We start from the raw sequence: 20749 nt of genomic DNA, 5'->3' as shown, positions 1-20749 counted from the left end.
AACTGAAAATACCGGAATTAACGGGAGGCGTAATGATGAAAAGCTATTCTAAAGAATTTGAGCTGGGACGGCTTCCTGATCTGCGAATTACCGTTCAACTCATGGGTTTGCATGGACGAAAGGTCGATTCGCACTGGAGCTATCCTTCTCATGAGCATCCGATGTACGAAATTCATTGGGTCATTGACGGTGAGATGGAGATGGTCGTAGATGGGCACATTTATCGACAAACCCAAGGGGACATTCTGTTTATTCGGCCAGGGGTTACCCATTCCTGCAAATCGTCCGGACCGCATGGCTTCACTTACTTCTGCGTGCACTTCAGTGTCATTGACCGTATTTTTTCCAAGGAGCTGGAGCATCACCAAACGACCTATTATCCGGCAGCATCACCGCTGGCGATAGGCATTCAACCTGCATTAGCTACCCTTTATGACCTGTCGATCGAGATCAAAAGCACCATTTTGTCCACCTCGAAAAGCATGAAGGTTCATTCCGCTGTATTCGATCTGCTTGGAAGCCTGATTGACCAGCTGTCGCAATCCGATAATGTCATGCTGACCAAAAAAGAAGTCATTGCCAGTCAAATTGCCGAGCAGATTGAGGACTCCGTACAAACTCTATTGCTGCATGGGCAGATTCACGAAAATGGACGGACCTGGGTACAGGATATTGCCAAGTCGGTTAATATGAGTACCTCCCAGGTCAATCGTATTTTTCATCAGGTATACGGAAAAGCCCCGCGTAAATATTTGTCTGAAATTTTGTTGAACGAAGCCAAACGTCTGCTGCTGCAAACCGACCTGTCTGTGGATCATATTGCGATGATGCTCGGGTATCGAACAAGCCCTCATTTTAGCCGCCAATTTAAAAGATGGACCGATATCACGCCAAGCGAATACAGGGAGCAAATCATCGATCCCCGGATCAACGCTCATCAGGAATCGCTTGCTCCCTCTACTCTGGCTGGAAATGTTATTCGTAGCGAAAATGCAGCATCAAGGCTTTAAGCTCAAAAGCGAGTTTGGAAATAGTACCCGCTGACGAAGCGACCTGTTCTATCGTAGCAGTCTGCTGTTGGGCGGCTGCGGCTACATAACCCGAATTATCTGCGGTTTCACGAGCCAAATGAACAATTCCATCCATTTCATGGACCATATTCTCAGCACTTGAGAAGATTTCCTCTACAGCAGCCGATACCTCTTCCGTTTGCTGTGATACTTTATTCACCGCGTCCACAATATCCCCGAACGAATTACCAGCATTTCCGGCCTTCTCCATGCCAGCGGCGACTGCCAGCCTGCCCGATTCCATGCTCTGTGCCGTTTGCTGAATCGTTCCCTGAATTTCCGTAATCACGCCTCTGATTTGATTCGCCGCCTCCGCAGCCTGGTCAGCCAGCTTGCGCACCTCTCCCGCTACTACTGCAAAACCTTTTCCCGCCTCACCTGCACGGGCCGCTTCTATGGCAGCGTTCAGCGAAAGCATGCTCGTTTGCCTGGAAATTGTCGTGATCATGCTCACAATATCATCGATCTGCTGTGACTTATCCTGCAGCTGCTTGACACTATGAAACGATTCATGAACCGTGCCGTGTATCGTGTTCATCTGCCGGATCAACTCATATAACGATTCATTGCCTGCTGTCGCAGCTGCCATCGCGGTCGAAGACGATTCACTGACCAACTCAACACTACCTGCAATTTGCTCCATACCCAGAGAAATCTCGGTAGACATTTGCTTCAAATTGCCGATAATATGGACTTCCTTCTCCGTACCTTCGGCAACGCCTTGAATGGAGGTAGCAATCTCCTCCGTAGCCTTATTCGTCTCCATCGCTCCCTGCTTCAGCTGCTCGGCCTGGGTAGCCACTTCTTGCGAGCAGACCGAAATCTGGCCCATCATTCCTTTCAAAACTCCGATCGTACGATTGAAGTTATGTCCCATCTGTTCAAATTCATCCTTCGTTCGGATCTCAAGCCGAGTATTGAAATCTCCTTCAGCAAGCGAGGTCGATAACGCATTCACCTTGTGAATGTTGGTCGTAATATAACGACTGAAAGCAATAATGGCTCCGATCATGACCAATACCGCAATAACAATCACAATCAGCATCCGCTGCAGCAGGCTATTCAATGGAGCATACAGCTCCTGCTCCGGTATCGCCAGTGCAAAGCTCCAGCCAGTCTCGGGGATGATCGAATAGAACACCCGAACCTGCTTCCCGGACTGCTCAAAGCCTCCTTGAAATCCGCTGGAGCCGCCAATCTTAACGTCCTCCATAATCTTTTTGCCCAGAGCAGCGAGGGAAGGATTGGCATCCTTATACAGCTCGTCCTTCATCACCTTCTGCGCATCCCGGTCGGCGATGACCTTGCCCGTTTTATCCATCAGGAAAGCCCATCCGGTTTCACCGACCTTAATTTCCTTGATCATTTGCTGCATGCTGTTCAAGCTGATATCACCAGTGGTCACACCCAGAAACTGCTTGCGCTCATCATAAAAAGGGACGGTTGCTGTAATCATCGTTGTCTTGATTGTCTCGTCATAATACGGATCCGTAAAAATCGCGCTTTCTCTGGAATTTATACCATTCCGGTACCAATCTGTTGTGGGATAATCGTACTCCGCGGTCATATACTGCTCGGTATAGGTCACCTTGTCCCCATCCTTGTACACATAGGGTCCAAAGTACTGCTGTTCCGGCTTGTATCGCTTGGGCTCAAACCAGACACCAACGCCCAGCGTATCGGGATTTAAGGAGGGAACATTCAGCAGCATGGCCTTATAATCCTGTGGATTCAACGCCATTCCCCGTGCTTCGACCAGTCTGGCCACAGTTTGCGGGATTCGGGTGTGCGAAGAGAGCTTGTTTTGAATATCGTGAATGGTTTGCTGCAATTGATTGTTCATCTTGCCTTCGATCTCGTGGGTAATCATATTTTGCGAGAACGTATAGCTGATCCACGACAAAGATAAGGTCAAACATATAAGGATGGGAAGCATAAATACCAGGAATTTGGTTTGAATCCTTGTAAATTGCATCAACGCTCTCTGCTTAATCACCCGATTCCCCACCTTAAGCTAGATTCTATTGGAGTGCGACATCCAAAACCTCGAATAACCGTCGATTTCGACCAGTACACGACCCAACTGAGGCGCAGCATCCTTGGCATTCATATCCATGTTCAAATGGGTCATGCTTATATACATATCCTTAATCGCAGCTTCAAAAAAGGCGGCTTTCATGCCAAAGGTTCCCCCAGAGCTTATGTATTCATGATGTTTTCTGATATCATTTTCGATCAAAGCATATTTCTCTGTAAGGTCGATCCATGCCTGAGTGCTGCCATCTCCACCCAGCTCTACTACCTCTAACGACTGTTTTAATTCCCCTACACGTACCATGTAATGAGTAAGTACCTCCACCGCTTCTTCCTTCGAGATTACAGCTGTTTCGTTTACCATACACATAGGCCTCCTTGTCCATATCACTCGTATTGGTCTTTAGGATCACTAGAATAGGTATGAATCCCTATATCATTGAGTATAGGTGATGAGATAGCTAACTATATTAAATAAAAGCAGGAAAATTGTAAAAAAAAGAACCCGGAGCTGCTTTTCCGTGTTCAGATCAGAATAATTGGAATATGTCTATGTAGGATGCAATTTTTACCATTTATTGCCATATATTACGAAGCATTGACACCTCCGTTCATGATTTGGTGTAGGAATCTTTGATGGTATTCAGCGCGAACAACCATCGCTTTCAAACTGACGAGTACTTCCCTCGCTTCCTCCAAATACTCCTTATCTCCAAAAATTTCATATAGTCTCAAGTAATCATTATATTCATCCAGCCATTCGTTGAAATAAGAAGATGTCATATGAATCACTCCTTTAGATTCAAGATTAGCAATGCAACATTAATGTTTGATTAGAACAAGATAAATGCCAAATATATTTTTTCCAAGCTCCTCCACAATAGCCGTTGATCTCCAAGCAGACTCATTCCTTCACACCATTATTGTTAGCGCTTCCAAATCTGATAGTCATATGTCATTAGCCGTTACACATGCCGCTGGGCCTTTATATACTAGTTTAAGGTTTAGATCTTGTGTGTATGCCTGTTTTTCCGATAAATCCGTTACTATTTTTTTGACCAGGAGTGATCGCTATGAAGTGGAATGACTGTACGGGCAGTTATAAAGCCTATCTTAGCTTAGGTACGACCTGTCAAACGGCTCATCAGTTACAAAGACTGGGATTGCGTCAATTTGCCGGTCCCTTGGATTGGTTTATTTCTGATTCCGTACCTGATCTGGTCCAACTGATTCGCAAACGATTTTATGGTTTTATGGAGTTCGATCATCTCCAGCTCATTGACAGAACCTATGATCATTTCGTTGTCAGAGATAATGCTTATGAGGTTGTCTCATTTCACGATTTCCCCCGGTACCTTACGACCGAGCGAATATGGGATGCCTATCCTCCTTTCAAAGGAAAGATCGATCGGCGAGTTCAGCGTTTTTTGAGAACAGCAAGGTACAGCAGTCCGGTTTTATTTATTAGAACACAAACGTCCAAGAGAGAAGCGATCCAACTTAAAGCGGCCTTGAACACATTGATGTACGGCAAATTTCGATTACTTATTGTTAATAATCATGCCAGCGGCTTACACACAGTGATGCACGAGGATTGGGGTATCGATGGAGTGAGCTCGGTTAATATACCAAGCGGGCGCGATTGGAAAGGCTCCGATCAGGCTTGGAACACCATTATGAGAGGCTTCACGCTTAGCTACTAATGGACAATCAAGAGGAAGCAAACGAGCCTGGACTTCGTTCTGCAGTATGGATGTATCGCGCTAGATATCCTTGTCTTCTTGCAGAGACAACACATCTAGCGCTTTTTTTATTGTCATAACGAGAAACTCCAATTTGGTTAAAAAAACTGGTTTCGGACAATATTAACAATAATCTGCAAGAAAGGATAGGAAACTATGGCATGGATTGTAACAGGTGTTATCGTGGTTATCATGCTCATTGCTTCATTGGAGGCCCCCGCTTTGTGGAAAGCGAGCAAGTTTAAAGAGCTTACTTTATTCCTGCTGCTGATGTGCGGTGCCGGTATTCTGAGTGTATTGGAAGCCCTCCAATTTCCGTTACCCAATCCACTCGAATGGATCAATACGACATTTGAACCGTTAAATCAGGCGATCTATTCCGTATTTGAATGAAGAGGACGTGTGGATAATGGATTCAAAGGAAACCATAAAGGCGCGTTCTTTTATGATTCTCGTTATTATGTTTGCGGTGGGTACCTCCATTCTGATCACGCCCGGCGGTTTGGCCATCGATGCGAAGCAGGATGCCTGGATGGCAGGTATCTTAGGTGTTGTTATCAATATCCTTCTTGTGCTGCTGTATGCCACGCTTGGTAATCGATATCCGAATAAGACATTTGTGGAATACTGCATCATATCGCTCGGACCCTGGATCGGAAAATTCGTGGCTCTGCTGTTTGTAGCCTTTTGCTATATTCTTGCCTCCCTGATGCTTGGCGATATGGGGATTTTTCTGACATCGCAAATTATGCCGGACACACCGATGGAAATATTAAAAATTATTTTCACCTTCGTTATCGTTATGGCAATTCGGGCAGGACTCAAAGTATATACCCATGCGGCGGAAATTTTTATTATATGGATGTTTGGGCTATTTATCCTGCTCATCCTTACTTCTGCACCCAAGTTTCACTTTGACAATCTCTATCCGCTGCTGGAGTTTGGTATCAAGCCTGTATTTAAGGGTGCCTACAATTTTCTCGCTCTTCAGGAGATGGTTGTGCTGCTCATGTTTTATCCATACGTATCAGTTGGTACCAAGGATCGCAGAAGCAGATTTATTATAGGCATGTCCATAGGTGGCAGCCTCATCATTATTATGACCCTCTCCAGTATTCTTGTTCTTGGGCCTGCACTTACAGCCAATCAATTATTTCCTGCCTATGCGGTTGCGAAGCACATTAACATCGGTGAATTTCTGGAACGTATCGAATCCGTGATGATGTTTCTCTGGATTTTATCCATATTCATGAAGATTACACTAACGTTCCATGCCTCTGTCCTCGGTATGGCACAGATTTTCAATTTCAAGGATGAAAAGCCATTCGTCTGGCCATTTGCGATCGGAATGATTGTGCTATCGTCGATGTGCTATCCCAGTACGATGTTTGTCATCAAACTGCTCACCCACAGCTGGGCGGCCTTCTCTCTTCTGTTCATGCTGATACTTCCTCTGCTTGTATTCGGCGTATCGCTCATTCGCCGCCAGAGTGCCAACAGCAGCAACTAATTTGATCGTGAAATGGGGTGACTTCCCAAGCTATGCGCAATTCTGAAGATATGACCGATACAATTAGCGATCAGTTGGAGCCTAACCTGAAGCATATCAAGCAAACCCTGGGCAACAGCGGCGATATCAGATTCAGGGATTTCCAAATAGACGGGATCGGGAATACGTTCCTGAAGGCTGCTATTATTTATGTGGAGGGCTATTCCAATTCACAGGTCATGCTGCAGGCTCTGCTTGCCGATGCCTATGAACCGCAGGATTTGTCCGATCCTGAGAGTCTTCTCTACCACTACAAGGTCAGTGTGATTTCTGAGGGTGATGTGAGAGAGGTCACTCACTTTGAGGAACTATTCGATGGACTGCTTTCTGGCAGCAGTATCCTGCTTATTGAAGGGTGTGCCTACGGCCTGTCTGTTGGAACCAAGCAAGTAAAGGCCCGTACCGTTGAAGAACCAAATGTGCAATCCGTCGTACGCGGCCCCCGCGAAGGCTTCACGGAGGTGCTCTCCTGGAATACGGCGATGCTGCGTCGTAAAATTAACAGCCGTCATCTATGGATCGAATTTTTCAAGATTGGCACCGTCACCCAAACCGAGGTAGCCCTCGTCTATTTAAATAATCTGGTTTCTGATGATCTGGTTAACGAGGTCCGCAGCCGTATCAACCAAATCGATATTGACGCTGTACTGGAAAGCAACTATCTCGAAGAGTTTCTTCAGGACCAGCGTTACACCCCATTTCCGACCATTTACAATACAGAGCGGCCGGATGTTGTCGCAGCCGGATTAATGGAGGCACGAATAGGAGTAATGGTGGACGGCACCCCGTTCACGCTGTTGGCCCCAGCACTATTCACACAATTTTTCCAATCCAGCGAGGATTACTACCAACGAAGTGATTTTGCCACCCTGATTCGTTTGCTGCGCTTTGTGTGTCTCGTTATCGCAACATTAACGCCTTCACTATACATTGCCTTGTCAACGTTCCATCAGGAAATGATTCCCACGACCTTGCTCTACAACCTGTCAGGCCAACGCGAAGGGGTGCCTTTCCCTGCTCTGATCGAAGCCTTGATTATGGAAATCACCTTCGAAATCCTCCGCGAAGCGAGCGTTCGTATGCCCAAGACGATTGGACAAGCCATCTCTATTGTAGGTACATTGGTCGTCGGACAAGCAGCAGTTGAAGCCGGTTTGGTCACCGCCGGTATGGTTATTGTTGTCTCTATAACCGCCATAGCCAATTTTGTTATTCCTGCGTTCAATATGGGAATTACAGCACGTATTATACGGTTCTGTTTGATGCTCGTTGGGGGGACATTCGGTCTGTTTGGCATATTTATGGGGATTATTCTGCTCGTCATCCATATGTGCAGCTTGTCCTCACTGGGCGTCCCCTACATGTCACCCTTTGCTCCCTTCCACATGTCAGATCAAAAGGATACACTCGTCAGGTTCCCGTTGATGAGCATGATTACCCGGCCCAAAAGCCTAAAGCCCCGTAATCTGGTTAGACAAAAAAGGAGCTCTACCCAGCAGGAGGAATAATGATGAGACAACTCGCGATGTGTTTGATCATAGGCATGCTGATTCCCCTGCTGGCTGGCTGCTGGGACCGTAATGAATTGAATGAAATCAGTCTCGTTGTTGGGCTTGGCCTCGATAAAGTGGACGACACGTATAAAGTAAGCGTTCAACTCGTGAATCCGTCCCGGGTCGCCCCCAAAACCGGAGTTAGCAGCAATGCCAGTCCAGTCGTCACTTTTGTGGAATCAGGTAAAACACTCCCTGAAGCACTGCGACGTATGGAGGTTCAGGTACCGCGCAAGCTGTATTATGCACATTTGCGTATGATTGTAATTGGGGAAGAGCTTGCTAAATCGGGAATTAGCAAACCGCTTGATTTCATATCCAGAAACCCGCAAATGCGGACCGATTTTTTTCTGATCATTGCCAAAAATTCCGATGCCTCCGAGGTACTAAAGGTTTTCAGCCGTATGGATCCGATTCCGGCAAATAATTTATATACAACACTTGAGGCCTCAGATAAGCTGTGGGCCGCAACCGGTAAAATTACGCTTGATAAGCTGATTCAGGATCTCAGCAAGCCTGGTAAAAGTCCTGCAATGACCGGAGTAGAAATTATCGGGAGTAAGATTATTGGTGAGAGTACCCTGAATGTCGAAAAGATTGCGCCACCGGCATTATTAAGGTATTCAGGCATGGCTATTTTCAAGGTAGATCGTATGGTAGGCTGGCTTGACGAGGATGAGACGAAGGCGCTGAACTATGTGCAAAATACAGTCAATCAAACCGTTGGTTATCTTTCCTGCCCAGGCGAAAACGGCACGGTATCCCTAGATGTTGTCAATGTAAGATCTCACATGAATACCCGGGTCAAAAATGGAAAACCGATTGTTGATATCCATGTCCGCGTAGAGCAAAATATATCAGACATCGAATGTAATGTCGACATCACCCAAAAGCCCGTGCTTGACAAATTGAAGGAGGAAGGCGATCAGAAAATAAAAAAATTGATTACTAACTCCATTCACAAGATACAAAAGCAATATGGAACCGATATTTTTGGTTTTGGAGAGCTTATTCACCAAAAAAACCCAACAATCTGGTCTCAATACAAAGACTGGAATGAAGAATTCAAACAATTGGAGGTCCATGTGCAGGCTGATACCATACTGAGACGTATGGGAACGATCGTACAATCCGTAGACCAGCAAACCAAGCAATAAGAACGCAAAAAAAGCTTAACGAAAGCGAATGAACACACTCCCGTTAAGCTTTATTTATTACGTATATCCAAGCATATATGTCTATATGCTTTACCTTTACAAGTCTCTTATTTTAAGCGTATGCGTATAAGCTTTTTTCATAAAGGTCGCTTTTAGTTCCCTGTCCATACTATGTTCATGAAGGATCAAGTAAAAGTTGGACAGGAAATGATGCCAGTTAATTCTGGTTTGTTTCATAATTTCATCCATATTCAGCCCGCCTCACCTGTAGCTTTGATATGGTATTTTACCCATCTCCACTGTTTACTAATCAGGAGGTATCAGCTCTGTGTTTAACCCAAGGTGCTCGGCCAAAATACAATCGAATTGCGATCTCGCTCTGCACCGCGTTTCAGCAGCAATTGCCCTTCGGGGGAATCGACCGCCTGTCGGCCGTTCCATGAATCGATAACGATTTTGCGGGATTTGCCATAGTCCAACATCTGGCGAAATATCGGCAGCAGCAGCTCCGGATTCTGATTGTAATCGTCCCTCAGAAATACGATCTTGCGTCCGTAATTTTCCAGCCAGCATACCCACATACCCCGATGATATACAAGGAAATTACCTTGCTTACGAGTAAAATGAATCCCATCTACCTCTGGCCAAGGTACAACGGTTCCGAACACATCGGCAGGGTCAGCCGCATGGATCGCTACAGCACGATCCGTATCCTCCACTGTGGACTGGGCCTCGTCTTGCTGGCGGAGCATACCAATGACATCACGCTCCATAAATTGCATCGACTGCACGCCCTGAACGAACAGCCCACGCGTGAGCGTCCCGAGCTCCTCCAGGCGTTTGAGCACCTTCAGCATGTTGTCCCATAAAAAGGGTGCGTACTGGGAGACGACCTCCTTGGTGATGATCCCGTGATTCTGCAGCAGGTGCCGAACCCAGGCAAGCGCGGATTCCTCAAGGGGAATAGCAGCACTACCCAGCGATTCAACGGGATACCAGCGTCCAAGGCCCGAGCCCATCTTGGGATTGAGCTTGCCTTTGGCCGCGCTATAATTACGCAGTGGAGACCATTGATCGTTCGAGATATGACCTTCCCAGACAAGATCGAACAGCTGGGCTAGAAGCACGGAAGGAACCAGACCCGTTTCGGTGGATAGTCGGGTTAAGAAGCTTGCTCCTCTTGTACGAAGCAGAGCCAGCAGCTCGGGATGTGCGGTTTCCGTTGTAGTTGGCATAAACGGACTATAGAGCGAAGCAGAATCTGCCAGAAAAAAGGCGATCTTGCCTTCCTTTTCGTTAGCCTCCTTACGGCCCATCCATATCACCTCGCCTGAAGCGCACAACAGATCCAGATCCGCCTTCTGGTACCCGGCTACCCTGGACGGAAATATCAGCTGCTCCCATTGGGAATAAGGTAGAAAAATCCCTTGCAGCAAGGTCACCGCATGACGCAAGCTATCGAACCCTTTCTTTTGCTGTCCCGGGAGCAGGTGGTGTCGCTGCAGCAGCATAAGCCCGAGTCTAGCCGGTGCGACAGGCTCACCCGCATTACGGAAGTGCTGTAAGGACAAACGTGTGATACGGTCGCAAATCTTGCTGCCCGACCACTGGATTTCATCAGTTTCGTAAGCCAGATCAGCTTTGCTAAAAGGAGTACGCTCGATACGCCGCTCCTGCTCCCATTTCCTCATGAGCTGCGCAGTCTGCACCTCATTCAGCAAATATCTTCGTCCCAGCTCTGCTTCCGAGAACGACAGACGACCATCGATATAGCGACCCAGCACGAATGTAACAGAAGCTGGATCATGTGGAAACAGCTCGTAGGTGTCCTTTTCATCACGGCAGATCCATCTTGTCTCACCGCCTACCTGCAAGCGGATAACGACACCCTGCGCCTCAAGCTGCTGGATCCACGTCTCGGCTTGCTCTCCGTAAGCTTCCTCCAGCTCGGCATTACTTAAATCGCCTCGCTTTTTCAGCAGTGCAGCCAATTCATCAGGGCTTTGCGGCTTGCCCAGCAGACGCTGTCGTTCCGCAGCTACTACCTCCGGTTCATAAACAACGCCTACCGCAGCCGATCCGAATACCGCGCCTGCCATCTCACGGTTAATGTTCATTACCTGCATTTGCAGCTCGCTGCTGAGCGCATCCGACTCATAAATTTGAGTGTTCACATAGTCCCACATAAATTGATTAGCCCAAGGAGAGGGGAAACGACTTGCCGTGATCTTGACCTCTATCACTCCTGACTCCAGGCCACCCAGTACATATTTGAGACCGTCTGCATCCAGATGCTCCTCAAAGCATTCCGTGATAGCCGCCTCGAAGAAAGGAAACTGCTCGGCATAGGGCAGCACTTCCTTTAGCAGTTCCTCGCTGCGCAGGCGCTTTTGCCACATCGGTGTCCGCGTAAATTGCCGTGACAGCAGCAGGCCTACCTCAGCCATCCGGCGAAAGGTAATTGCGAACATCGGTGAACGCCCCATTGCCTCCATCAGAATCGGGTCGACCGCTGACACCGCAGCCCGCCAAATCGATGACAGCCACTCCGCGTCCCATTCCTTGAAAATCATCTCGATCCCATTATCCTTAGCCCCCATATAAGGGGATTGCTGCAGCTTACGCTCAATCTCATGCTCCAGCACGATCTGCCACGTCCGGTTCAGCCTGCGTCCCCACACATTATGGAGAATGACATGGGTTTGGTTCATGGCATCCTGATAATGCTCGATCACAATAGAGCAGTGCGTCGGAACTGCACTTGCCGCCTGCTGCTTTCTGATCAGCTGAATCAGACTATCCGATGCAAGCGCATCAAAGCCATACATCTGCTCCAGCCAATCGATAGTGTCCACATCCGCATGACGATCTTCCAATCGAGCACATATTTCAGCCAAAAAAACACCTACCCGCTCCCCGAGCCCAAACGATCTTCCCAACCCCTCGCTTCGCCAAAAAGGGATTTCGCTAATCCGGTTAGCTGTTTCACTTACCAATATACGATCATTGCGGATTTCCCGGATCGTCCACGACTGCGCTCCCAGCTGGAACAGCTCGCCAACCTTGCTCTCATGCACATATTCCTCATCCAGCTCACCCAGCTGGATCTGGCTATCCATATGGTAAACCGGATAATTGGCGCTCCCCGGAATCGTGCCGGTTCCCATAATGGCTGCCATCCGGCTGCTGCTTCTGCTGCTCAGCCTGTCCGTGTCCAAATCCCAATCGATCAGAGGTCGGACAAATGGATAATAACCGGATAGTACACGCAGCAACGCTACCAGTCTGTCGCGTGTCAGCGTGTGGTAGCAATCGCTGCCGCGCACGAGCTGGAACAATTGATCAACTGTCCAGTCATCCGCTGCGATCATTGCAACAATCTGCTGATTCAGAACATCGATTGGATTGCGCCGAATAACGATGGGCTCAATTTCCCTTTCCCGAATCATCCTGCTGAGCACAGCCACCTCGGGAAGTGTGCTGCGCTGACGGACGATAATGACACCGCGGCTGACCTCTCCGACACCGTGTCCAGCTCGGCCGATTCGCTGTATACCCGTCGCGGCTGCAAGCGGAGAATCGATCTGGATGACCACATCGATCTGACCCACGTCGATTCCAAGCTCCAGCGAAGAGGTGGCGATCAGACATTTAAGCTCGCCCGCTTTCAGGCGTCGTTCGACCTCCAGCCTCTGCTCACGCGAGATGCTTCCATGGTGCGAGCTGGCGAAATCGCCGCCGCAATAATCGTTCAATTGCTGGGCCAGCCGCTCACATAGCCTACGGTTGTTGACAAAGATCAACGTCGAGCGGCAGCCTTCCATTTCCTTGAGGATACGGTCCATAATCGCAAACCAGACTACCTCTTTATTTTGAGCAGAGTCATGATCAAGTACCGCCACACGAAGCTCAAATTTTTTATCCATGCTGCTTTCAACAATACTGACATGTCGGAGCGAATTTTCTGACCAACCGCCAAGGAAAGCAGCCACCCGTTCCAATGGCTTTTGCGTAGCGGACACACCAATACGAAGAAACGACTTCCCGCACAGCGCCTCCAGCCGTTCCAGCGAAAGTGATAAGTGAGCCCCCCGTTTATCCCCTGCGATGTAGTGAATTTCATCGACAATAACCTGCTCTACCGAGCGCAGAATTTCCCGGGCCTTGAGCGAGGTCAGCATCAAATACAAAGTTTCCGGGGTCGTCACAAGTATATCCGGCGGCTTCCGCAGTATGGAGGCACGTACCTTTTGCGGCGTATCTCCTGTACGAACGGCAGCTTTAAGTCCAAGCCAGCTGAGCTCCGTACGTTCGGCCAGCTTATCCAATTCCGCCGCAAAAGAAACCACGTGATGGTGGATATCATTATTCAGTGCTTTGAGTGGTGTAATATAAAGCAGCTTGACCCCCGGCCGCTCCTCACCTTCAGGATTCAGCTTGGACTGAATAATCCGGTTTAATCCCGGCAGCATGGCGGCCAATGTTTTACCTGAACCCGTCGGAGCAGCAATCAGCGTATGGCGATTGGCTTCAATCGATGCCCATGCCTGCATCTGCACATCTGTAGGCTCATTGAAGCTTTCCTTGAACCAGGCAGCCAGAACTGGATGTACCCGCTGCAAATAAGGATCTGTTCCCATCTATATAGAATCCCCCTTATATGGATCGGATTGATTGTATCAAGCGTCTCTAATCATCGTTACTATTATTATATACTTATAGAGGTTGTTCAAAAAGTCACCTTTTGATCACGCGGTTACACAGGAAGCGTATTCGGCATCGAATCTTGCAATCAGGCTCGAAGTCCGGTGCTCATTTAGGTTTGCCTAAACTCCGCTCCTCCTTCTTCCCATCTTACGAAGCGAGTTTTCTACGAAAACTTTTACTTCTCGGTGCTGAAATGTCGACTTTTTGAACACGCACTTATAACGACAAACAACAAAAAACGGTCACCTGTAAGTCGCGGCGCCGTTTCTTTTGTAATCTCAAACCATCCTCTAACCCAAGCTTACCCGTTCCAACTACAGTACCGTATACCCGCCGTCCACCACGAATACCCCACCGGTTGCATAAGCGGAAGCCTCGGAAGCCAGATATACGACAATTCCGCCCAAATCCTCTGGAACTCCCGGTCTGCCAAGCGGAGTCCGTTCCATCCACAGCTTCGTCATATCCCCACCGTTATCAAAGAAAGGCTGTGTCAGCTCTGTTTTCATATACCCGGGAGCAATCGTATTCACCCGGACTGAATGGACTGCCCACTCGGCAGCCAAGCTTTTCGTTAATGAAATAACAGCGGCCTTGGAAGCATTATAAGAGCTTTGGCATTGAGGCGTATTTACAATAATTCCGGACATCGATGAAATGTTCACGATAGAACCTTTTCGCTGCTGAATCATCACTTTCCCTACTGCTTGAGCCATCAGAAAAACACCATGGAGATTCACATTAATCACATCGGACCAATCCTTAAAGGACATTTCCTCCGCTTTGGCGTTACGCACGATACCCGCATTATTCACCAGCACATCAATTTTACCGAAGGAAGCGAGCGTCTCTTCAACAATACGCTCAACATCCTCACTCTTGGTGACATCCGCCTGGATCGCCAGTACCCGGACCCCTTTTGCCGTGCGCAGTGCCTCAGCCGTTTGCTCGGCCCGCTGCTGATCCAAATCAGCTATGACGATATGGGATCCCATATCTGCAAGTGCCTCGGCCATCGCTTTTCCAAGTCCTGTTGCCCCTCCAGTAACGATTGAACAATAATCCTTCATCGCAAACTTTTCCCAGATACTCATCCATAATCTCCTCATCCTACTGTTCTGCTAGCCTACTTATACTATTGTATATTTATAGAAAATAATCAAGCAGCTTATACATTTCAGATTCGGCTTCTCTGCCTCTGATTCCTATTAGATTAAACAATACCCTTCGTCATAACCCAGCATCAGGTTCATATTTTGGATAGCTGCTCCTGACGCCCCTTTACCTAAATTGTCATATCTCGATAACAGATGGATATGATCCCCCTCGCCAAACACAAAGATTTCAATCCTATTCGTATTGCTGCACTCTGCCAGCTTAAAGTAACCCTCATCCAGATAAGCATCGGATTCGTATGGCATCACACGCACAAACGGTTCGGATCCATAATAGGCTGACAATAGCTCATGCACGTTCTTGGCAGACATTTGTTTGGTCAGATTCCGTTTGATTAAAGGAACAGACATAGCCAGACCTTGATAGTAATTGGCAATAATAGGTGTAAAAAGCGGCTCGTACTGGAGGTTGGTGTACTTTTGCATCTCTGGGATATGCTTATGTGTATGCTGTAGAGCATAATGTCTGGGTACGCCCAGCTTTCTCTCATTCACGATGGAAGCATCCTCGTACATCTCGATCTTGCTTTTTCCTCCGCCGCTATAGCCTGTTACCGAATAGCAGCTAACGGGGTAATCTCTGGGTACTACACCAGCGTCAATAAGCGGTCTCAGACTAAGGATAAAACCTGTAGCATGGCAGCCGGGCACCGACACTCGCGTTGAGCTGCGAATCGCTTCTCTTTGGCTGCCTGTTAATTCAGGTAAACCATACACCCAATCGGGGTCAGTCCTGAAGGTAGTGCTCGTATTGATGATCTTGGTCTTGCTGTTGGTAACAAGTGAAACCGACTCCTTGGCTGCAGCGTCAGGAAGGCATAGAAAAACAATATCAGCAGCATTCAGCAGCTCACTACGAGCTTGCGGATCTTTTCGTTTCAGAGGATCAATGGTTAACACTTGGATTCCTGTTATTTTGGATAAATACTCGAATATTTTTAAACCTGTAGTTCCCTCTTGACCATCAACAAACACAGTATTGCTCATACCTGAACACCTCAATTCCCCAAATTAATATTAATAATTATACATTTTATTGTATTTATATTCAATTCTATTTAAAAATATAAAGCATCGGTGTTGGTAAGTTTTTGTGTTATAATGTCGAATATCAAACTTTGGAGGATTCATAGCATGAAAATATATGTGATTCTCTCCTTTAATGGAGAGTCTATGGACAATGTGTATGTAGGTACAGACGAGGAAAAAGCACTAGCTTTCAAGCCAGAGGACTTTGAAGACTGCGATGCGCTTTTCGTGGAAATTTGGGAGGACGGGGAAAAAACCGACGATTACCGTTTGCAGTAAACAGATAGTTGCAACCTTCCGTGGATACCGTCCGTCTAATTGAAAGCAGTCTAAACAACAACTGCAACAATGAACAGGATGATATCTATGAAGGAGATAACACCATGAAACCACAGATTAAAGCTTTGGTTTACTCCATGATGCTCGCAGGTGTGCTCACACTCGCAGCCTGTAATTCAGATAGCAAGACGGCGACACCTGCTACGCCTGATCCTGCAGCAACTACACCTGCTGCACCGACGAATAACACGACTCCAAGCCCTGCACCGACAGCGGCGGCAGGATCTGAAGACACCAGTAAGCAGCTTAAAGAGCTCCTTGAGCAAGCCAAACAAGGCAAGATTCCTGGCATTAAGTATGCGGCACATACCGCATTGATAGATGAGGTAGAAAAGGATTGGGGTAAAGCCGATAAACAGGATTCAGCGGGCAAAGGCTTTGTGTACGCTACCTATAGTAAAAAGAACGCCGTGCTCGGCTTTAACAAAGGCATGCTCATTTTCGATGTTCGTTCAAATGATCCTTCTCTACACAAGCTTACGCTTCAGCAGATTGAACAAACATTGGGCAAACCCGCCGACATCAAGTTGAATGGTGACGATACGATCTACATCTTCAAAGCAAATGATCAATTTCAGCTTAAATTCATCATCCCTAAATCGACCGGAAAAGTGGACCATATATCCGTATTTTCTCCTCAGGACTCCGTCAATTTAATGGCGGGATAAAAGACATTCTGTCCTTACCGGACATACAAAAGCAGCAGGTCCAGGAAAATCCTGAGACCTGCTGCTTTTGTATGCTCAATCCTTAACCGAATCATCTGCCTGTCTTCAAACTGCTGCCTGTTGTAATCGCCTGATCCTGAAAATTCTCAACCGATGCCTTCTTCTCATAGAAGTGAGTGGCATTCGCCTGAATCCCTTCACGGGTATAGAAAGGATCGTCCGCGCTAATCGGGAAGGTCACTTTTTCACCTGTGCTTGAAGATTTGTAAATCCCCAGAATCAGCTCCAGCGTACTGCGGCCGCTAATCCCATCGATTAGCAAGGGAGCACCGGTTTCGATGGCTTGCAGCACATTATCAATTTGCCCCTGATGGCCTTCATACGCTACCTCCGGCAGTTCCTCATACAGCTTGACGATTTCCTGCTCCAATTCAACATTCGGTTCAGGAAACCCATTGGCCTTCGAGCTCGATGCCTTCAGCTTCCATGGTGCAGAGACACGAGCCTGCTTGCCTTGGAAAATAAGCTGCTGCTCCTCGCCATGGTGGACGACGGAGCTCGTGATTTGGGCCAATGCACCGGACGGGAAACGCAGCATGGCAATAGACAGATCCTCAACCTCTGCATTGTCATGCGACGTATTGCTCATGAATGCCTGAAGCTCGCTCGGACGTCCCATCATCCACAGGAACGCATCGATATGATGCACGGCATGATTAAGCGTGCAGCCCCCGCCTTCCTTCTCCCAGGTACCACGCCACCACAAATCATAATAGCAATGTCCACGCCACCAGAAGGAATCAACCTGTGCATGGACTATCGGACCCATCAGTCCGCTTTCCAGAACCGATTTCAGCTTCATCATCGGTGTTTTAAAACGGTTTTGAGCGACGACCGACAGGATCTTGCCGCTCTTTCGGGCGGCTTCATTCATTTCATCGCATTCCTGCAGCGAGGACGCCATCGGCTTCTCTACCAGTACATGCTTGCCTGCCTGCAAAAAATCCACCGTAATCGGTGCATGCGTGTACGGAGGTGTACACACGGATATGAGATCAATGTCCAGCCCCAACAGCTCTTTATAATCGGAAACGGCCTTGGCCGCGGTCAATTGGAATTGATCGATACGCGACTGCGCCTTGTCCACATAAATATCGCAAATCGCCACAATTTCACAGCGCTCCGAAAATTTCAAATAAGCTTGGATATGAGACGGGCTTATCGCTCCCGCTCCGATAATCGCTACCTTCAACATAGCTGAATCCCTCCAGATTAAGATACTTCATGCTTTTTCATATCTTCATCATAATCGAATCCGGGCTTATTTTATGCAGCGATGTTGTGATAAAATGTTCATATCTTGCTATTATTAATACGAAGCGTGGTGAACCCAGAGGATGAGCATCGTCTCCGATCCGTTCCAATTTGACTATCGGCGAACGTCAACGCTAAATTTTAAAGAAGTCTTCCATGCCCACCCCGAGATGGAGTTCACCTATGTGCATACAGGAAGAGGCAATTTAATTATTGAGGGCAGAACCTATTCCATCGAGCCCAACACCTTAATGATTTTCCAGCCCTTTCAGTTGCATCGCGTGCAAATACATGTCACTTCCGATTCACCATTCATTAGAACCGTCATCCAGTTCGACCCTGCATTGCTGAAGCCCTATTGGGCCACCTTCCCTGTCATTGAACGGTTTTTCCTTGATTTGCAGCAGCAAACCAACGTTATACCGGTACACAGTATTCGGGAATCCGAGCCGATTATTACTCATTTGGGAACATTTAACGAGGCACGATCGAAAATGAACGCACATGAAATCAAGGAAGAATTCCATTTTTTCCTGCTTGGCTTTCTTCGTCAATTAAAGTCATTAGGGTATAAGCCCGAAGACAATTCCTCCTTACCTGCGAGAAGGCATCATCATCGGGCTGAAGAGGTGATGCAGTGGATCGAGGAGCATTATCATGAGCCTTTTCGGTTGGAGCAGTTGGCTGAGGAGCTGCATCTCTCTCATTACCATATCGCCCACTTATTCAAGCAGGCCACAGGAACGACCATTGTCGCTTACACGCAGGCAACGAGAATCCGGCACGCCTGTGTGTATCTGATCACAACATCATTATCCATTCCGGAAATCGGGGTTCGAGTTGGAATTCCCAACCCTTCTTACTTTTGCCGTGTATTTCGTCATACGATGGGCAGCACACCGCACCAATACCGGCTGCATATTCACAAAAGAACCTGACCCATCAGGATATTGACGTTGGCGGGATGCCGTCTACCAAGGTAATTCTTCACCGGTATCGGCTTCTACATAAATCGGCTGCTCACGCTGCAGATCCTTCAGCGCTTCGATCCGGTTCCAGATATGTACGGCTGCTTCCTCTGGCGTATGCGTCCCTTTATCGCTCCAGGCACCATGCATGAAAGTTTTCACCCAGCCTGGATGCAGCAATAGAACACGCCCGCCTTGCTTGCGAATGGTGTTATGAATTAGGGATGAGCCCATATTCAATGCCGTTTTGGCCATGCAGTATCCGAACCAGGCTTCGCGCTGATTGTTCCCAATGCTGCCTGCCTCCGAGGAAATATTGACGATCAGCTTGCCGCCATTCATAATCGGGCCAATCAAGGCGTTCGACAAGCGAATCGCACCAACTGCCGTAATATTGTACACACGTTGGACTTCATCGAAGTCAATAGTGTCCTCCACCGTAGCCAGCGTATCACCGAGTATCGCCGCATTATTGATCAGCAGATCGAGCTTGTCGGTCTTACTCTCAATGAATGCAGCGGCCTCCCTTACGCTCTGGTCACTGCCCACATCCAACGTAATGACGTGCAGTTGCTCTGGGAACTGTACCTGAAGCTGCTTCAACCATTCATTGTCAGGCACGATGCCCCCAGCAAATACCGTATAACCTGCATCCAGCAATTGGTGGGTCAATGCCAGTCCAATCCCTCTATCGGTACCCGATATGCAAACCGTCTTTGTGCTCGTCATGATTGCTGCTCCTTTTCGGTTACCCAGACTACGGACCGTCTCAGCATTTCCCTTACCTCAGGCACAAGATAAGCGTTCCGATCATGTCCCAGCAACGTTTGATATACTCTTGAGTTGCGATATCCACTTACCCAGGCAAGCGGTTCTTCCTTACCCGTAATCTTCGAATGTGCAGCATACAACGGATGGATATCCACGTCGCCCTCTTGATCAAAATATAGTTCATCCGTAATGGTAAAAGACGCAATCCCTTCTGTAATCGGATGGGCATTGTCCGTCATAAACACTTCAAACTCGCCATACTTGTCATGCCTGCTCTTGCCATGATGATTCCATGCCCGAGGTACGATGCGGTGATATTCCGGCCAATCCGACGGTCCCGCCTCCGGCAGGGAGAAGTGAAAAGCACCGTTGGCAAAATGCAGAATCACAATCCCGCCGCCCCTTTCACCAAATTCAATGACATTAGCCTTGGCCTGCTCGCTCAGCTCTGTCGGGTCCTGCCAATTGCAGTAATTGAAAGCAATCACATCGAAAGCAAGCAGGCTTTCCTCCGCCAGACTTTCGATATCATAAGAAACCGTTACGTTAATCGCTCTATTTTCCTCCAGCGCTTCCTTGATAAGTGGCGTTGTTTCCTCCCAATTATGCCATTTATGCTGGTCATTTCCGGAAATCAGCAGTATGTTAATGTGTTTACTTGTCATTATTCCCT

General features: G+C 47.7%; 19 protein-coding genes. 9 read left to right on the top strand and 10 right to left on the bottom strand.

Translation table 11 applies throughout. From position 1 onward, the window contains the following. The first annotated feature begins 35 nt into the window (after positions 1-35). Complete coding sequence (locus tag OB236_RS23170) at positions 36-1010, top strand: helix-turn-helix domain-containing protein (RefSeq protein ID WP_262686100.1); 975 nt, start codon at positions 36-38, stop codon at positions 1008-1010. Here OB236_RS23170 and OB236_RS23165 read toward each other — a convergent pair. From OB236_RS23165 to OB236_RS23155, 3 genes are all read right to left on the bottom strand, one after another. After that, entirely contained in the window at positions 976-3066 is a 2091-nt protein-coding gene (locus tag OB236_RS23165) for a methyl-accepting chemotaxis protein (RefSeq protein WP_262686099.1), read from the bottom strand. The two genes, OB236_RS23170 and OB236_RS23165, sit on opposite strands and share 35 nt — an antisense overlap. 18 nt (positions 3067-3084) lie before the next feature. Further along, entirely contained in the window at positions 3085-3468 is a 384-nt protein-coding gene (locus tag OB236_RS23160) for a hypothetical protein (protein ID WP_262686098.1), read from the bottom strand. A 224-nt stretch (positions 3469-3692) separates the two neighbouring features. Next, on the bottom strand, positions 3693-3887 hold the full coding sequence (locus OB236_RS23155) for a hypothetical protein (protein WP_076235027.1): 195 nt from the start codon (positions 3885-3887) through the stop codon (positions 3693-3695). Positions 3888-4177: 290 nt separating this feature from the next. Between OB236_RS23155 and OB236_RS23150 the strand changes: the two genes are divergently transcribed. The 5 genes from OB236_RS23150 (at position 4178) to OB236_RS23130 (ending at position 9105) form a co-directional block, all read left to right on the top strand. Then, complete coding sequence (locus OB236_RS23150; protein ID WP_076235025.1) at positions 4178-4807, top strand: DUF1796 family putative cysteine peptidase; 630 nt, start codon at positions 4178-4180, stop codon at positions 4805-4807. A 195-nt stretch (positions 4808-5002) separates the two neighbouring features. Beyond that, positions 5003-5239, top strand: a complete 237-nt coding sequence (locus OB236_RS23145; protein ID WP_262686097.1) for a hypothetical protein — start codon at positions 5003-5005, stop codon at positions 5237-5239. A 16-nt stretch (positions 5240-5255) separates the two neighbouring features. After that, a complete protein-coding gene (locus OB236_RS23140) occupies positions 5256-6356 on the top strand; it encodes a GerAB/ArcD/ProY family transporter (protein ID WP_262686096.1) in 1101 nt (366 codons plus the stop codon). A gap of 32 nt (positions 6357-6388) precedes the next feature. Further along, on the top strand, positions 6389-7903 hold the full coding sequence (locus OB236_RS23135; protein ID WP_262686095.1) for a spore germination protein: 1515 nt from the start codon (positions 6389-6391) through the stop codon (positions 7901-7903). Beyond that, positions 7903-9105 (top strand): Ger(x)C family spore germination protein, encoded by a 1203-nt coding sequence (locus OB236_RS23130; RefSeq protein WP_262686094.1) that lies wholly within the window; start codon positions 7903-7905, stop codon positions 9103-9105. The genes OB236_RS23135 and OB236_RS23130 overlap by 1 nt, the downstream gene beginning before the upstream one ends. Before the next feature lie 96 nt (positions 9106-9201). Here the strand turns inward: OB236_RS23130 and OB236_RS23125 are convergent, their stop codons facing one another. The 4 genes from OB236_RS23125 to argC all read right to left on the bottom strand — a co-directional run bounded on the left by OB236_RS23125 (position 9202) and on the right by argC (position 15974). Then, positions 9202-9354, bottom strand: a complete 153-nt coding sequence (locus OB236_RS23125) for a hypothetical protein (RefSeq protein WP_262686093.1) — start codon at positions 9352-9354, stop codon at positions 9202-9204. An 83-nt stretch (positions 9355-9437) separates the two neighbouring features. Then, a complete protein-coding gene (locus OB236_RS23120; protein ID WP_262686092.1) occupies positions 9438-13745 on the bottom strand; it encodes a DEAD/DEAH box helicase in 4308 nt (1435 codons plus the stop codon). A 381-nt stretch (positions 13746-14126) separates the two neighbouring features. Then, on the bottom strand, positions 14127-14906 hold the full coding sequence (locus OB236_RS23115; RefSeq protein ID WP_262686091.1) for an SDR family NAD(P)-dependent oxidoreductase: 780 nt from the start codon (positions 14904-14906) through the stop codon (positions 14127-14129). Between the two features lie 114 nt (positions 14907-15020). Continuing rightward, positions 15021-15974 (bottom strand): N-acetyl-gamma-glutamyl-phosphate reductase, encoded by a 954-nt coding sequence (argC, locus tag OB236_RS23110; RefSeq protein ID WP_262686090.1) that lies wholly within the window; start codon positions 15972-15974, stop codon positions 15021-15023. A gap of 147 nt (positions 15975-16121) precedes the next feature. Here argC and OB236_RS23105 point away from each other — a divergent pair, with 147 nt between their 5' ends. Continuing rightward, on the top strand, positions 16122-16295 hold the full coding sequence (locus OB236_RS23105) for a hypothetical protein (protein WP_179097622.1): 174 nt from the start codon (positions 16122-16124) through the stop codon (positions 16293-16295). Between the two features lie 104 nt (positions 16296-16399). Further along, positions 16400-17023, top strand: a complete 624-nt coding sequence (locus tag OB236_RS23100; protein ID WP_262686089.1) for a YjgB family protein — start codon at positions 16400-16402, stop codon at positions 17021-17023. A gap of 91 nt (positions 17024-17114) precedes the next feature. Here OB236_RS23100 and OB236_RS23095 read toward each other — a convergent pair whose 3' ends face one another. Then, on the bottom strand, positions 17115-18278 hold the full coding sequence (locus OB236_RS23095; RefSeq protein ID WP_262686088.1) for a Gfo/Idh/MocA family protein: 1164 nt from the start codon (positions 18276-18278) through the stop codon (positions 17115-17117). Positions 18279-18420: 142 nt separating this feature from the next. Between OB236_RS23095 and OB236_RS23090 the strand changes: the two genes are divergently transcribed. Further along, the gene (locus OB236_RS23090; RefSeq protein WP_262686087.1) at positions 18421-19275 is read left to right on the top strand and encodes an AraC family transcriptional regulator; all 855 of its coding nucleotides are present in this window, start codon (positions 18421-18423) and stop codon (positions 19273-19275) included. 33 nt (positions 19276-19308) lie between these two features. Here the strand turns inward: OB236_RS23090 and OB236_RS23085 are convergent, their stop codons facing one another. Beyond that, a complete protein-coding gene (locus tag OB236_RS23085) occupies positions 19309-20034 on the bottom strand; it encodes an SDR family NAD(P)-dependent oxidoreductase (protein ID WP_262686086.1) in 726 nt (241 codons plus the stop codon). Further along, positions 20031-20741: a ThuA domain-containing protein gene (locus tag OB236_RS23080; protein ID WP_262686085.1), complete on the bottom strand. Its 711-nt coding sequence runs from the start codon at positions 20739-20741 to the stop codon at positions 20031-20033. Before OB236_RS23080 ends, OB236_RS23085 begins: the two co-directional genes overlap by 4 nt. Positions 20742-20749: the final 8 nt, after the last annotated feature.

The organism is Paenibacillus baimaensis, assembly GCF_025567575.1.
The sequence above is the reverse complement of the archived record's forward strand: the minus strand, read 5'-3'. Positions and strand labels throughout refer to the sequence as shown.

Excerpts from the sequence above, each read along its gene's own strand:
- OB236_RS23170 (WP_262686100.1), top strand. The coding sequence starts at position 36 with ATGAAAAGCTATTCTAAAGAATTTGAGCTGGGACGGCTTCCTGATCTG.
- OB236_RS23160 (WP_262686098.1), bottom strand. The coding sequence starts at position 3,468 with ATGGTAAACGAAACAGCTGTAATCTCGAAGGAAGAAGCGGTGGAGGTA.
- OB236_RS23155 (WP_076235027.1), bottom strand. The coding sequence starts at position 3,887 with ATGACATCTTCTTATTTCAACGAATGGCTGGATGAATATAATGATTAC.
- OB236_RS23150 (WP_076235025.1), top strand. The coding sequence starts at position 4,178 with ATGAAGTGGAATGACTGTACGGGCAGTTATAAAGCCTATCTTAGCTTA.
- OB236_RS23145 (WP_262686097.1), top strand. The coding sequence starts at position 5,003 with ATGGCATGGATTGTAACAGGTGTTATCGTGGTTATCATGCTCATTGCT.
- OB236_RS23140 (WP_262686096.1), top strand. The coding sequence starts at position 5,256 with ATGGATTCAAAGGAAACCATAAAGGCGCGTTCTTTTATGATTCTCGTT.
- OB236_RS23135 (WP_262686095.1), top strand. The coding sequence starts at position 6,389 with ATGCGCAATTCTGAAGATATGACCGATACAATTAGCGATCAGTTGGAG.
- OB236_RS23130 (WP_262686094.1), top strand. The coding sequence starts at position 7,903 with ATGATGAGACAACTCGCGATGTGTTTGATCATAGGCATGCTGATTCCC.
- OB236_RS23125 (WP_262686093.1), bottom strand. The coding sequence starts at position 9,354 with ATGGATGAAATTATGAAACAAACCAGAATTAACTGGCATCATTTCCTG.
- OB236_RS23120 (WP_262686092.1), bottom strand. The coding sequence starts at position 13,745 with ATGGGAACAGATCCTTATTTGCAGCGGGTACATCCAGTTCTGGCTGCC.
- OB236_RS23115 (WP_262686091.1), bottom strand. The coding sequence starts at position 14,906 with ATGAGTATCTGGGAAAAGTTTGCGATGAAGGATTATTGTTCAATCGTT.
- argC (WP_262686090.1), bottom strand. The coding sequence starts at position 15,974 with ATGAGCAATACTGTGTTTGTTGATGGTCAAGAGGGAACTACAGGTTTA.
- OB236_RS23105 (WP_179097622.1), top strand. The coding sequence starts at position 16,122 with ATGAAAATATATGTGATTCTCTCCTTTAATGGAGAGTCTATGGACAAT.
- OB236_RS23100 (WP_262686089.1), top strand. The coding sequence starts at position 16,400 with ATGAAACCACAGATTAAAGCTTTGGTTTACTCCATGATGCTCGCAGGT.
- OB236_RS23095 (WP_262686088.1), bottom strand. The coding sequence starts at position 18,278 with ATGTTGAAGGTAGCGATTATCGGAGCGGGAGCGATAAGCCCGTCTCAT.
- OB236_RS23090 (WP_262686087.1), top strand. The coding sequence starts at position 18,421 with ATGAGCATCGTCTCCGATCCGTTCCAATTTGACTATCGGCGAACGTCA.
- OB236_RS23085 (WP_262686086.1), bottom strand. The coding sequence starts at position 20,034 with ATGACGAGCACAAAGACGGTTTGCATATCGGGTACCGATAGAGGGATT.
- OB236_RS23080 (WP_262686085.1), bottom strand. The coding sequence starts at position 20,741 with ATGACAAGTAAACACATTAACATACTGCTGATTTCCGGAAATGACCAG.